Source organism: Stenotrophomonas sp. 22DLJC03 (genome assembly GCF_056861405.1).
The window spans coordinates 468,251-480,601 of record NZ_JBSPUG010000001.1 but is presented as its reverse complement, the minus strand read 5'-3'; the positions used below and the strand labels follow the sequence as shown (position 1 = coordinate 480,601).

Sequence of the window (12,351 nt, the reverse complement as noted above, 5' to 3'; positions counted from 1 at the left end):
CTGCACCGCCATCCAGACCCCGCAGTCGAGCATGGCTCGACTCTACAGCCGGATCAGACGGCCTTTTCGACCTGGCCGAACTCGAGCTCGACCGGAGTGGCACGACCGAAGATCAGCACCGAGACGCGCAGACGGCTCTTCTCGTAATTGACTTCTTCGACCACGCCATTGAAATCGTTGAACGGACCGTCGGTGACACGGACCATCTGGCCCGGCTCGAACAGCACCTTCGGACGCGGCTTCTCGACACCTTCCTGAACGCGATTCAGGATGGCTTCGGCCTCGGAATCGGCGATCGGCAGCGGACGATCGGCGGTACCGCCGATGAAGCCCATGACGCGCGGGGTTTCCTTGACCAGGTGCCAGCTTTCGTTGTCGATGCGCGGAATGCCCGCCTCTTCGTGGGTCTCGATCTGGACCAGCACGTAACCCGGGAAGAACTTGCGCTCGGAGCGGCGCTTCTGGCCGGCGCGCATCTCGATCACTTCTTCGGTCGGAACCAGGACGTCGCCGAAGCGCTCTTCCATGCCGTCACGGACGATGCGATCGCGCAGGGCCTGCGCCACCGACTTCTCGAAGCCCGAATAGGCGTGAACGACGTACCAACGCTTCATGCACTTCTCCTTAGCGGCTCAGGAACAGCTGAACCAGCCACTGAATGACGTAATCGAACCCACCCAGCAGCAGACTGAGAATGGTTACCACCACCATCACGACCCAGGTCATGCGGATGGCTTCCTGGCGCGTCGGCCAGACCACCTTGCGCAGTTCAAAGCGCGATTCGGAGAGGAATTCGCGGGTGTCACGCCCCTTGCCGGTCAGCATGAACACGCCGATACCGCCAACCAGACCGACCACAACCGCCAACGCACGCAGCTGACCCGCCCATGCACCCAGCTGGGCGGCGCGACCGGAGTCGGCGGAGAACCAGAACCAGACGAACAGACCCGCCAGCACCAGCAGTGATGCGGCAACGTACTTGACGATATCTCCGCCGTTGGCGGAGTTGTCCTTGGAATGTTCGATCTTGCTATTCATCCGGCTGTGTCTGCTTTAGCGGCCCAGGCCGCTGGATAAGGTGGGCAGATGGCACGCCAGGAGGGACTCGAACCCCCAACCTGCGGTTTTGGAGACCGCTGCTCTGCCAATTGAGCTACTGGCGTACGTGATAAAACTTGCCTTCCCTTAGACGGCGAAGGCGGACCGAGGTTCCCGGCCCGCCATTCGCGTAACCGGCGGCGCTATGCAACCGCCGGTACTGCAGGCTTACTCGATGATCTTCGAGACCACGCCGGCGCCGACGGTACGGCCGCCTTCGCGGATGGCGAAGCGCAGGCCTTCGTCCATTGCCACCGGGTTGATCAGGGTGACGACCATCTTGACGTTGTCACCCGGCATCACCATTTCGACGCCTTCCGGCAGCTGGGCTGCACCGGTGATGTCGGTGGTGCGGAAGTAGAACTGCGGACGGTAGCCGTTGAAGAACGGGGTGTGACGGCCGCCCTCATCCTTCGACAGCACGTACACTTCGCCTTCGAACTTGGTGTGCGGCTTGATCGAACCCGGCTTGGCCAGAACCTGGCCACGCTCGACGTCGTCACGCTTGGTGCCGCGCAGCAGCAGGCCAGCGTTGTCGCCTGCCTGACCCTGGTCCAGCAGCTTGCGGAACATTTCAACGCCGGTCACGGTGGTCTTCTGCACCGGACGGATACCGACGATTTCGATTTCGTCGCCGACCTTGATGATGCCGCGCTCGATACGACCGGTCACCACGGTGCCGCGGCCCGAGATCGAGAACACGTCTTCCACCGGCATCAGGAACGGCTTGTCGATCGCACGCTCCGGCTCCGGAATCCAGCTGTCCAGGGCGTCGACCAGCTTCAGGATGGCCGGCACGCCGATATCGCTCTGGTCGCCTTCCAGCGCCAGACGGGCCGAACCCGCGATGATCGGGGTGTCGTCGCCCGGGAAGTCGTACTTGCTCAGCAGCTCGCGCACTTCCATTTCGACCAGCTCGAGCAGCTCGGCGTCGTCGACCATGTCGGCCTTGTTCAGGAACACGACGATGTACGGCACGCCGACCTGACGCGACAGCAGGATGTGCTCGCGGGTCTGCGGCATCGGGCCGTCAGCGGCCGAGCAGACCAGGATCGCGCCGTCCATCTGGGCAGCACCGGTGATCATGTTCTTGACGTAGTCAGCGTGGCCCGGGCAATCGACGTGGGCGTAGTGACGCTTCTCGGATTCGTATTCGACGTGCGCGGTCGAGATCGTGATACCACGAGCCTTTTCTTCCGGCGCGGCGTCGATCGAGGAGTAGTCCTTGAACTCGCCACCGAAGCGCTCGGCACCGATCTTGGTCAGTGCGGCGGTCAGCGTGGTCTTGCCGTGGTCGACGTGACCGATGGTGCCGACATTGACGTGCGGCTTGGTGCGCTCGAACTTACCCTTGGCCATGGCTGCTTATCTCGAATTCGTCTGAGAGGTGGTGCTTAAGATGGTGCTCACGAAAGGAATCGAACCTTCGACCTCTTCCTTACCAAGGAAGTGCTCTACCGACTGAGCTACGTGAGCCGAGTTTTGCATTATGACATGAACTCGATAATATTCAAAGTTCATTCAATGGAGCGGGAGACGGGAATCGAACCCGCACCATCAGCTTGGAAGGCTGAGGTTCTACCATTGAACTACTCCCGCGCCGGGAATGTCACAACGTGAAACTGGTGGAGGGAGGTGGATTCGAACCACCGAAGGCGTAAGCCAGCAGATTTACAGTCTGCCCCCGTTGGCCGCTTGGGTATCCCTCCTTACCACCCCATTCCGTGCCGCCGAAGCGTTGCGGTGTGTGGTGGTGAGCCCGCAATTCTGGAGATGAAGCGGAGACCTGTCAACGCTTTTTTTCACTTTTTTTCACATGCGTCGCAAAGCCATTGATACGCAAGGCTATTGCGCGGGCACTGCCAGGGACTCGCTGGCGAAAATTGCGACATGGGGGATTCCGTCCGACCCGATCCAGCCGCGGTACATGCCCTGGGTGTTGAACGGCGCTGCCATTTTCCCGTCTGCGGCCAGCACGATGGCACCACCGTCGCCACCCATCTGTGGAATCGTTTCGTTGATCACGCCCTTGCCGGCCTGCTCCGGCGTCTGCCCCTGGTAGCGCATGCGCGCGCAGATCTCGTGCGCGGCCGCGGTACGGATGTAGTACTCGCCCCAACCGGTACCGGACACCGCACAGCGGGCATCGGCCCAGGTACCGGCACCAATGATCGGCGAGTCGCCGACACGGCCGTAGCGCTTGTTGGTCATGCCACCGGTGGAGGTGCCGGCGGCGAGATGGCCCTGCGCATCCAGCGCAACCGCGCCGACGGTACCAAAGTGCTTTGCGGTCTCCAGGTCGGCATGCGCCTGGCCGCTGGCCTCTTCCTTCAGTGCCCGCTGTAGCTGCTGCCAGCGCTTGTCAGTCCGGAAGTACGAGGGATCGACCAGGGTCATGCCCTGCTCCACCGCGAAGGACTCGGCGCCCTGCCCGACCATCATCACGTGCCGGGACTTCTGCATCACCGTCTGTGCCAGCAGGATCGGATTGCGCACCCGCTGCACGCCGGCCACCGCACCAGCGGCCTGGGTCGCGCCATCCATCACCGCCGCGTCCAGCTCGTTGTGGCCATCGTGGGTGAACACCGCGCCCTTGCCGGCGTTGAAGGTCGGATCGTCCTCCAGCACGGTGATCGCTGCGGTGACCGCTGCCAGCGCCGGACGGCCGGCGGCCAGCTCCGCATGCCCCTTCAACAGGGCCGCCCGCAGCGCGTCACGCGCAGCCTTTTCCTCGGCCGGCGACAGGTCCTTGCGCTCGACACCGGCGCCACCGTGGATGACCAGCAGCGGTGAGGTGGCCGGCGCGGCCTGGGCAAGCATGGGCAGGGACAACAGTGCGGACAGCGCCAGGCGCAGTTTCATCGGGTACGTCTCCAGCAGAACGAGGGAATGGATTGCAAGGTAGTGCCGGCCGCTGGCCGGCAAGGGGCGTATCAGGGAAGTGAGTTGCCGGCCAGCGGCCGGCACTACCGAAGCGTGAACTCAATCTCGCCGTCGCTGATGTCGGCCACCGCCTGATAGCCGGCCTCGGCCTGGAAGTCGTCCAGGCGCATGCGGCTGCCGCTGGCGACCACGGTCACCGGCACGGCGTGGAAGCGCAGCGGCTCGCCTTCGACCAGGCGATCGGCATCACGGCCGGGGCTGACCACCCAGACCTTGCCTTCGCCATCAGCGCTGTAGACCTGCGCCTGGCCATCCGGCTCCACGCACAGGGCGGTGTCTTCATCGACGCCGATGCCGACGATGTCCGGGTCGCCACTGTCCTGTACGGCGCGGGCGACGAACACGATCAGGCGGCCGAGGCGGTCGCGCTTGTCGAAGTGGGTATCGGTGACCACGCGCTGCAGATAGGGCATCTGCAGGAAGCCGCTGTCCATGGTCACCGCGCTGCCCTTCGGGTCGGCCAGCGCACCGGCGGAGGTGACGCTGCCGCCATCCAACGCGCCATAGGCATAGCCGCCCAGGATCGCCAGCCCGGCGCTGGTGCCGGCAATCGGCTTGCCGGCGCGCACGTGGGCATTGAGTGCGCGGTTGAGCGCGGTGCCTTTCCAGAAGCGGATGTAGCGCGACTGGTCGCCGCCGGCAATGAAGATGGCGTCGGCCGCGGCGACCACGCGCAGTACCGCCGGATCGTCGGCGCCACGGCGATTGTCGAAGACCAGGGTCTGCACGGCGGTGGTGCCGCCGATGTCCCGGTACAGGCGGTCCTGCAACTCATCGCTGCCCGACGCGCGCAGGATCAGCACACGGCCGTTGCCGGCCTGCTTCAGCCACCACTGGAAGGCCTCGGGCACCCACTCGCCGCCCCCCATCAGCATCATCGCTGGCGCGCGCGGACCAGGCCGGGGGGCTTCCAGATCACCGACTTCGTAATAGGCGAAACCGGGGCCCTGCAGGTCCTGCGCAGGCGCCGCCAGCGGCCAGGCCAGGACCAGCAGCGCCAGCCAGGAAAAGGGGCCGTGCAGGGTTCTGTGGAGGCGTCGCATCTTGATCTCCCTGAACAAAATCGACTTGCAAGCGTTTTCACTCTTTGCCAGATAGGAACCCAGTAGTCAAGGACATAAAAAAGGCGTTAAATGCGCGCGCCCATTCCAGAAATCTGAATGGGGGACAGGGCCCCACCTCTGCGGGCCGGCTTCATTTCTGAGAATTCCTCATGCGTAGAAAGGCGATGGCGTGGTCGATCCAGCTGGCGTTGATGGGCGTGGCTGCTTCCGCGGCGGCCCAGGCTCCGGCTTCCTCTTCGGTTCAACAGCTGGACGCGGTGCAGGTCACCGGTTCGCGCATTCCGCGCGCCCAGGTTGAAGGCCCCGCCCCGATCACGGTGATCAGCGCCGAGCAGATCCGCTCCAGCGGCTTCACCACCGTGCCCGACGTACTGCGGTCGATGACCCAGAACGGCGGCGAGACGCAGAGCCAGCAGTCGTCCAGTGGCGCCGACTTCTCGCCGGGCGCCCAGCAGGTGGACCTGCGCGGCCTGGGCCCGAACCACACGCTGGTGCTGGTCAACGGCCGCCGCATCGCCGATTTCCCGATGCCGTTCAAGGGCCGCAGCAACTTCACCGACGTCTCCAACATCCCGCTGGGGATGATCGAACGCATCGAAGTGCTGACCGGCAGCGCCTCGGCCATCTACGGCTCGGATGCAATCGCCGGCGTGGTCAACTTCATCCTGAAGAAGAAGGCCGACGGCACCACCGTCGACATGCGCATGGGCACCACCAGCGAAGGCGGTGGCGAGTCGTTCGACGTGAGCATCGCCAGCGGCTTCAGCCACGGCAACTTCAATGCGGTGTACAGCGTTGAGCTGCAATCGCAGACCCCGCTGTGGGCCTACGAGCGCGACATCCAGGATTCGACCCAGGACGGCCCCACCGAAGGCTCGCGCATCGCCCGCCGCGCATATCTGCGCACCGACTACAACGACGACTACCTGGACCCGGGCGCGGCCACCTGCGAAGCGCTGGCCGGGCAGAACCAAGGCAGCACCTACCGTGCCTATCGGCCGAAGTACGGTTACTACTGCGGCAGCGACAGCTCGATCGGTTACGGCACCATCCTCAGCAAGCGCCGCGGCGCCAATGGCTACGCCTCGCTGAGCTACGACTTCGACAACGGCCAGCAGTGGTTCGCCGATGTGCAGCTGGGCTACCACACGATGTCGCTGATGCGCGACGTCACCAAGTGGGGCCGCATGGATGCCACTGGCGATGAGTCGGGCTACTTCAACAACCAGGCCACCGGCGAGGTCGAGTTCTGGCAGCGCCAGTTCTCACCTGAAGAAATGGGCGGCCTGCGCAATGCGATGGTACGCAGCACGCAAAAGACCCTCAGCGTGACCACCGGCTTCAAGGGCAATCTGGCCGGCAACTGGGATTACGAAGCGGCGCTAAGCCACTCGCAGTACCAGTCGCGGATCAGCTGGGCGCAGATCATCGCCGCCAAGGCCAACGACCTGTTCCTGGGCCCGCAGCTGGGCGTGGACGATGACGGCTTCCCGATCTACAACGCCGACCCGTCACGCCTGTACCGGCCGCTGACCCGCGCCGAGTACGATTCGATCGCCGCACGCACCACCTACACCCCGAAGTCGCGCACCGAGACGGCTGCCTTCACCGTGACCAACTCCGCACTGTTCGGCCTGCCGGGCGGCGATGCCGGTTTCGCCGCGACCGTGGAAGTGGGCCAGCAGGCGTATTCGCTGAACCCCGATCCGCTGGCCACCCAGTACTACTACTACAGCTGGAAGGATTCGGACGGCAAGGGCTCACGCAACCGCTGGGCCACCGCCGCCGAGCTGCGCATGCCGCTGCACGAAACGGTCAACCTGAGCGTGGCCGGCCGCTACGACCAGTACCGCTATTCCGGCAACACCATCGGCAAGGCAACCTGGAGCGGCGGCCTGGAATGGCGCCCGATCGACACCCTGCTGGTACGTGGTTCGTACGGTACCGCCTTCCGCGCTCCGGACCTGCACTATGTATTCGCCGGCCCGGGCAATGACGAGACCAGCGCCGAGGACCTGTACAGCTGCCGCGCCGACGGCGCCACCGACTGTTCCGACTACGAGCGCAACCTGATCCGCAGCCGCACCGGCAACCGCCAGCTCGACCCGGAAACCAGCACCTCGTGGAGTGCGGGCCTGGTCTGGTCGCCGGCGATCGGCTTGGACCTGTCGCTGGACTGGTTCGACATCGACATGCGCAAGCAGGTGCAGGACATGGACGTGCGCACGATCCTGGCCAGCGAAGCGAACTGCCGCCTCGGCAGCGTCGACATCAATTCGCCGACCTGCGTGGACGCGCTCGACCGCATCACCCGCACCAGTGATGGCCGCCTGTACGGCGTGCGCGTCGCCCCGATCAACGTTGCCCGCGAGTCCACCTCCGGCATCGACGTCGGCCTGCGCTACCGCCTGCAGACCGGCATCGGTGATTTCATCCTCAACGGCACCCACACCTGGGTGAAGAAGCACGATTTCCAGCGCTACCCCGGTGATCCGATCCAGGACCAGTTCGCGGTCAACAGCAACTTCGACATCCCGCGCACCAAGACCAGCCTGAGCGTGACCTGGGAGAAGGCTGCATGGTCGGCCACGGTCTACGGTTCGCGCCTGGGCAAGCTGCCGACCTCGGACAGCTACGACCAGGTGTTCAAGTGGGACAGCGGTGACAGCCCGTACATCAAGGCGACCTACCGCTACAACGCCTCCCTGCAGTACCGCTTCGATGATCATTCGCGCCTGTCGCTGTCGGTGGTCAACGTGTTCAACAAGATGCCGCCGAAGGACGCCACGTACACGGCGTACCCGTACTACGACGTGTCCTGGTTCGACAGCATCGGCCGCACGATCAACCTGCAGTACACCCACAAGTTCGGCGGTAGCGCGCTGTAAGGCATGCCGCATTGCAGAACGTGGACGACAAGGCCCGCCATTGGCGGGCCTTGTTGTTTGGGAACCTGGCTCTGGTAGATGCCCACCTTGGTGGGCACTGATCTGCCACGCGCCCACCAAGGTGGGCGACTACCAGAGCGGGCCACGCGGGTTTTCCACACCGCACGTGGAAAGCGATGGGAACTTGGTGTGGACAAGTGGGCGCGAGCATTGCGGCGCAGGCGTTTCCGGGCGTGGTGATTTTTTGTCCATGCCCTTCGATTGTTTTCCACACCGGACGTGGAGAGCGATGGGAACTTGGTGTGGACAAGTGGGCGCGAGCATTGCAGTGCAGGCGTTTCGAAGCCTGGTGAAATTTTGTCCACGGTCCGACTGCACTGATCGGGGTCGGAGCCCTTTCCCGTGGAAAGGGATCCGACCCCACGGTTTTCCACATCCGGCGTGGAAAGCGATGGGAGTTTGCTGTGGACAAGTGCCGGCAAACGTCGCACCGCAAGCGTCTCGCAGCCTGGTGCTTTTTTGTCCATCACCAGAAACGCGAACGCCCCGCACAAGGCGGGGCGTCCGGGGTCGATCCGATGCCGCTGGATCAGACGTTGAAGCGGAAGTGCAGGATGTCGCCTTCCTGCACACGGTATTCCTTGCCTTCCAGGCGCAGGCGACCGGCTTCCTTGGCGCCGGCTTCGCCCTTGTACTTGATGAAGTCGTCATACGCGATGGTCTCGGCGCGGATGAAGCCCTTCTCGAAGTCGGTGTGGATGACCGCCGCGGCCTGCGGGGCGGTGGCGCCCTTGCGCACGGTCCACGCGCGGACTTCCTTCACGCCTGCGGTGAAGTAGGTCTGCAGGCCGAGCAGGCTGTAGGCCGCGTTGATCACGCGGTTCAGGCCCGGCTCGCTCAGGCCCAGATCGGCCAGGAAGGTATCGCGGTCTTCGTCGTCGAGCTGGGACAGCTCCTCTTCGATCGCGGCCGACACCGGCACCACCTGCGCGCCTTCGGCGGCAGCGTGCGCGCGCACGGCTTCCAGGTGCGGGTTGTTCTCGAAGCCGTCTTCCAGCACGTTGGCGATGTACATCACCGGCTTCAGGGTCAGCAGGAACAGGTCGCGCACCAGCGCCTTCTCTTCCTCGTCCAGGCCGACCGAACGGCCGGACTTGCCATCGGACAGTGCCGCCTGCAGCTTTGCCAGCACCGGCTTGCGCGCCGCTGCGTCCTTGTCACCGCCCTTGGCCGCGCGCTCGGCACGGTTCAGCGCCTTCTCGACGCTGTCCAGGTCGGCCAGCGCCAGTTCGGTATCGATGGTTTCGATGTCCGAGATCGGGTCGACCTTGTTGTTGACGTGGATGACGTCGGCGTTCTCGAAGCAGCGCACCACGTGGGTGATCGCATCGACTTCGCGGATGTGCGCCAGGAACTTGTTGCCCAGGCCTTCACCGCTGGCGGCACCGGCCACCAGGCCGGCGATGTCGACGAACTCGACCGCGGTCGGGATGACCTTCTGCGGGTTGATGATCGCTGCCAGCTCGTTCAGGCGCGGATCCGGCACCGGCACGATGCCGACGTTCGGCTCGATGGTGCAGAACGGGAAGTTCGCCGCGGCGATACCCGCCTTGGTCAGCGCATTGAACAGGGTCGACTTGCCGACGTTGGGCAGGCCGACGATGCCGCATTTGATACCCATGGGTGACAGCTCTCTGGGGTGAAAGTGATTGGTGAAACAGCGCGCGCGCTGCTTGGCCAATCCATCTCGGTGTGGAACATCCGCCAACCAAGGTTGGCGACTACCGGGGAAACGTGTGCCAACCAAGGTTGGCACCTACAAGAAGCGCTATTTCGGGGTGTGCAGCCGCTTCATCGCTTCGCTGAAATCGCCCTGCACCGCCAGCGGCATCACATCGATCGCATCGTCGATGGCGCGCGAAATCAGCACTTCATCGTCCTTGGAAGGGCGTCCCAGCACCCAGCCCACCACGCGGTCCTTGTGGCCGGGATGGCCGATGCCCACGCGCAGGCGGTGGAACTTGCCGTGGCCGAGCAGGCGGATGGTGTCGCGCAGGCCGTTCTGGCCGCCGTGGCCGCCGTCGAACTTCAACCGCGCCACGCCGGGCGCCAGATCCAGTTCGTCGTGTGCCAGCAGGGTTTCTTCCGGCTCGATCTTCCAGAACCGCTGTGCGGCGGTGACCGACTTGCCACTGAGGTTCATGAAGGTGGCAGGCTTGAGCAGCCACACCGTCTGCCCGGCGATCTCGACCTTGGCGGTCTCACCGAACAGCTTGCTGTCCACATTCCATCGTGCACCGGCTTTTTCCGCCAGGGCCTCAACGAAATGAAACCCGGCATTGTGCCGGGTCCGGGCGTGCTCCGATCCGGGGTTGCCCAGACCGACGATCAGTCGCAATCCTGCCATCGTTCCATCCAGATACGGCGCCTGCCCCGAAGGACAGGCGCCGCGGGGTATTACTCGGCCGCTGCTTCTTCAGCGTCGGCAGCATCCTGCTTGCCGTGCTTGGCAGTGACGATGGCGTCGTCGTGGTCCTTGCCCAGCGCCAGCGCCGGGATTTCCACGCCCTTCGGCAGCTTGATGTTGGACAGGTACACCACGTCGCCAGCGTTCAGGTCGGCCAGGTCGACTTCAATCGACTCCGGCAGGTCCTTCGGCAGGCAGCTGATGGTCACTTCCTTCAGTTCGTGGGCGACCACGACGTCGGCAGCCTTGCCAGCCGGCGAGGTGTCTTCGTTGATGAAGTGCAGCGGAACCGAAGCGGTCAGCTTCTCGTTCTCGTTCACGCGCAGGAAGTCCAGGTGCATGATCAGCTGCTTGTACGGATGGCGCTGCATGTCACGCAGCAGCACCTTCTGCACCTGGCCGTCCAGGTTCAGGTCCAGGATCGAGGCATAGAACCACTCGTTCTGCTGGGCCAGCCAGATTTCGTTGTGGTCCAGGCTGATGGCGACCGGCTCGGCGTTGCCGCCGTACACGATCGCCGGGATCACACCAGCGTGACGCAGGCGGCGGCTCGCACCCTTACGCTGCAGTTCACGCTTGGTGACCTTGATTTCATGGGTCTTCGACATTTTCGACTACTCAGGTTGTTGCCTTGCCTTGCGGCTCGGCGGTTGAAGGCGCTTCCGCGACCAGAAGCGCCCGGTGTGTCCCTGCCGTTGCCGGCGGGGACGAAAAATCAGTCGACGTACAGCGAGCTGACCGACTCACCGAAGGCGATGCGGCGCATCGTCTCGGCCAGCATTTCCGCCACGCTCAGCTGGCGGATCTTGCTGCACACCCGCGCTGCGTCCTTCAGCGGGATGGTGTCGGTCACCACCAGCTCGTCGAGCTGGGAATTGGTGATGTTGTCCACCGCCGGGCCCGACAGCACCGCGTGGGTGCAGTAGGCGGCGACCTTGAGCGCACCGCGCGCCTTCAGGGCAGCGGCAGCGGCGCACAGGGTGCCGGCGGTATCGACGATGTCATCGACCATCACGCAGGTCTTGCCTTCGACGTCACCGATGATGTTCATCACGGTGGAGACGTTGGCGCGCGGGCGGCGCTTGTCGATGATCGCCAGGTCGGCGTCATCCAGGCGCTTGGCCACCGCACGGGCGCGGACCACGCCACCCACGTCCGGCGACACCACGATCAGGTTCTCGGTGCCGTAGGCGCGCCAGATGTCGGCCAGCAGCAGCGGGGACGCATACACGTTGTCCACCGGGATATCGAAGAAGCCCTGGATCTGGTCGGCGTGCAGGTCAACGGTCAGCACGCGGTCAGCGCCAGCGGTGCTGAACATCTTTGCGGCCAGCTTGGCGGTGATCGGCACGCGCGAGGAACGCATGCGGCGATCCTGGCGCGAGTAGCCGAAGTACGGCACCACGGCGGTCACGCTGGCCACCGATGCGCGCTTCAGCGCGTCGATCAGCACCAGCAGTTCCATCAGGTTTTCCGCGCTCGGCGCACAGGTCGGCTGGATCACGAACACGTCCTGCTTGCGGACGTTCTCTTCGATTTCCACCTGCACTTCACCATCGGAGAAGTGCGAGACCAGCGCCTTGCCCGGGCGTACTCCCAGTTCCTTGCAGATGTTCTGCGCCAGACGTTTGTTGGCGTTGCCGGAAAAGACCAGCAGGTTCGGGGACTCTTGCATCATGATTGTCTCGGGCGGGGACGAGTGGCGGGGATCCGGTAGCGGCAAGGACCGCTTCGGCCCCTGCTGCTTACAACACCGCGGTTGTTTCCACGTCCCGCGCGGTCGATGCGCTGGATGGCGCGGACACAGCCGCATTGGCAGGGGCGGGAGGATTCGAACCTCCGAATGCCAGGATCAAAACCTGGTGCCTTGGGCCTCTTGGCGACGCCCCTG

Annotated in this window: 10 protein-coding genes and 5 tRNA genes; 1 reads left to right on the top strand and 14 read right to left on the bottom strand. The window is 64.4% G+C overall.

Features of this window, described 5'->3' with window-relative positions; translation table 11 throughout:
* Positions 1 to 53 precede the first annotated feature (53 nt).
* The 9 genes from nusG to AC13GA_RS02120 all read right to left on the bottom strand — a co-directional run bounded on the left by nusG (position 54) and on the right by AC13GA_RS02120 (position 5,084).
* A complete protein-coding gene (gene nusG, locus AC13GA_RS02160; protein WP_004145203.1) occupies positions 54 to 614 on the bottom strand; it encodes a transcription termination/antitermination protein NusG in 561 nt (186 codons plus the stop codon).
* A gap of 10 nt (positions 615 to 624) precedes the next feature.
* Positions 625 to 1,038 (bottom strand): preprotein translocase subunit SecE, encoded by a 414-nt coding sequence (gene secE, locus AC13GA_RS02155; protein ID WP_197583944.1) that lies wholly within the window; start codon positions 1,036 to 1,038, stop codon positions 625 to 627.
* Between the two features lie 49 nt (positions 1,039 to 1,087).
* A tRNA-Trp gene (locus AC13GA_RS02150) sits at positions 1,088 to 1,163 on the bottom strand.
* 103 nt (positions 1,164 to 1,266) lie between these two features.
* A complete protein-coding gene (gene tuf / locus AC13GA_RS02145) occupies positions 1,267 to 2,457 on the bottom strand; it encodes an elongation factor Tu (protein WP_012510154.1) in 1,191 nt (396 codons plus the stop codon).
* Between the two features lie 41 nt (positions 2,458 to 2,498).
* Positions 2,499 to 2,574, bottom strand: a tRNA-Thr gene (locus AC13GA_RS02140).
* 49 nt (positions 2,575 to 2,623) lie between these two features.
* Positions 2,624 to 2,697: transfer RNA gene (locus AC13GA_RS02135), tRNA-Gly, on the bottom strand.
* Positions 2,698 to 2,721: 24 nt separating this feature from the next.
* Positions 2,722 to 2,807 (bottom strand) — tRNA-Tyr (locus AC13GA_RS02130).
* Between the two features lie 136 nt (positions 2,808 to 2,943).
* Positions 2,944 to 3,960, bottom strand: a complete 1,017-nt coding sequence (locus tag AC13GA_RS02125) for an isoaspartyl peptidase/L-asparaginase family protein (protein WP_046983096.1) — start codon at positions 3,958 to 3,960, stop codon at positions 2,944 to 2,946.
* 104 nt (positions 3,961 to 4,064) lie between these two features.
* Positions 4,065 to 5,084, bottom strand: coding sequence for a Type 1 glutamine amidotransferase-like domain-containing protein (locus AC13GA_RS02120; RefSeq protein ID WP_046983107.1), 1,020 nt, complete (start codon positions 5,082 to 5,084; stop codon positions 4,065 to 4,067).
* Between the two features lie 170 nt (positions 5,085 to 5,254).
* On the opposite strand from AC13GA_RS02120, the gene AC13GA_RS02115 reads away from it, so the two are divergent.
* Positions 5,255 to 7,993, top strand: a complete 2,739-nt coding sequence (locus AC13GA_RS02115; RefSeq protein ID WP_482997439.1) for a TonB-dependent receptor plug domain-containing protein — start codon at positions 5,255 to 5,257, stop codon at positions 7,991 to 7,993.
* A 589-nt stretch (positions 7,994 to 8,582) separates the two neighbouring features.
* Here the strand turns inward: AC13GA_RS02115 and ychF are convergent.
* The 5 genes from ychF to AC13GA_RS02090 all read right to left on the bottom strand — a co-directional run bounded on the left by ychF (position 8,583) and on the right by AC13GA_RS02090 (position 12,350).
* Positions 8,583 to 9,674 carry a redox-regulated ATPase YchF gene (ychF, locus tag AC13GA_RS02110; protein ID WP_014036087.1) on the bottom strand — a complete coding sequence of 364 codons (1,092 nt, stop codon included), beginning with the start codon at positions 9,672 to 9,674 and terminating at the stop codon, positions 8,583 to 8,585.
* A gap of 147 nt (positions 9,675 to 9,821) precedes the next feature.
* The gene (gene pth, locus AC13GA_RS02105) at positions 9,822 to 10,400 is read right to left on the bottom strand and encodes an aminoacyl-tRNA hydrolase (protein WP_032130433.1); all 579 of its coding nucleotides are present in this window, start codon (positions 10,398 to 10,400) and stop codon (positions 9,822 to 9,824) included.
* Between the two features lie 50 nt (positions 10,401 to 10,450).
* A complete protein-coding gene (locus AC13GA_RS02100; RefSeq protein ID WP_046983099.1) occupies positions 10,451 to 11,068 on the bottom strand; it encodes a 50S ribosomal protein L25/general stress protein Ctc in 618 nt (205 codons plus the stop codon).
* 107 nt (positions 11,069 to 11,175) lie between these two features.
* Positions 11,176 to 12,135, bottom strand: coding sequence for a ribose-phosphate diphosphokinase (locus AC13GA_RS02095; protein WP_005415400.1), 960 nt, complete (start codon positions 12,133 to 12,135; stop codon positions 11,176 to 11,178).
* A 138-nt stretch (positions 12,136 to 12,273) separates the two neighbouring features.
* Positions 12,274 to 12,350 (bottom strand) — tRNA-Gln (locus tag AC13GA_RS02090).
* Between the last annotated feature and the right edge of the window lies 1 nt (position 12,351).

Bases quoted from the DNA above. Each gene is read 5' to 3' on its own strand.
- secE (WP_197583944.1), bottom strand. From the start codon at position 1,038: ATGAATAGCAAGATCGAACATTCCAAGGACAACTCCGCCAACGGCGGA.
- AC13GA_RS02120 (WP_046983107.1), bottom strand. From the start codon at position 5,084: ATGCGACGCCTCCACAGAACCCTGCACGGCCCCTTTTCCTGGCTGGCG.
- AC13GA_RS02100 (WP_046983099.1), bottom strand. From the start codon at position 11,068: ATGTCGAAGACCCATGAAATCAAGGTCACCAAGCGTGAACTGCAGCGT.
- pth (WP_032130433.1), bottom strand. From the start codon at position 10,400: ATGGCAGGATTGCGACTGATCGTCGGTCTGGGCAACCCCGGATCGGAG.
- AC13GA_RS02115 (WP_482997439.1), top strand. From the start codon at position 5,255: ATGCGTAGAAAGGCGATGGCGTGGTCGATCCAGCTGGCGTTGATGGGC.
- ychF (WP_014036087.1), bottom strand. From the start codon at position 9,674: ATGGGTATCAAATGCGGCATCGTCGGCCTGCCCAACGTCGGCAAGTCG.
- AC13GA_RS02095 (WP_005415400.1), bottom strand. From the start codon at position 12,135: ATGCAAGAGTCCCCGAACCTGCTGGTCTTTTCCGGCAACGCCAACAAA.
- nusG (WP_004145203.1), bottom strand. From the start codon at position 614: ATGAAGCGTTGGTACGTCGTTCACGCCTATTCGGGCTTCGAGAAGTCG.
- AC13GA_RS02125 (WP_046983096.1), bottom strand. From the start codon at position 3,960: ATGAAACTGCGCCTGGCGCTGTCCGCACTGTTGTCCCTGCCCATGCTT.
- tuf (WP_012510154.1), bottom strand. From the start codon at position 2,457: ATGGCCAAGGGTAAGTTCGAGCGCACCAAGCCGCACGTCAATGTCGGC.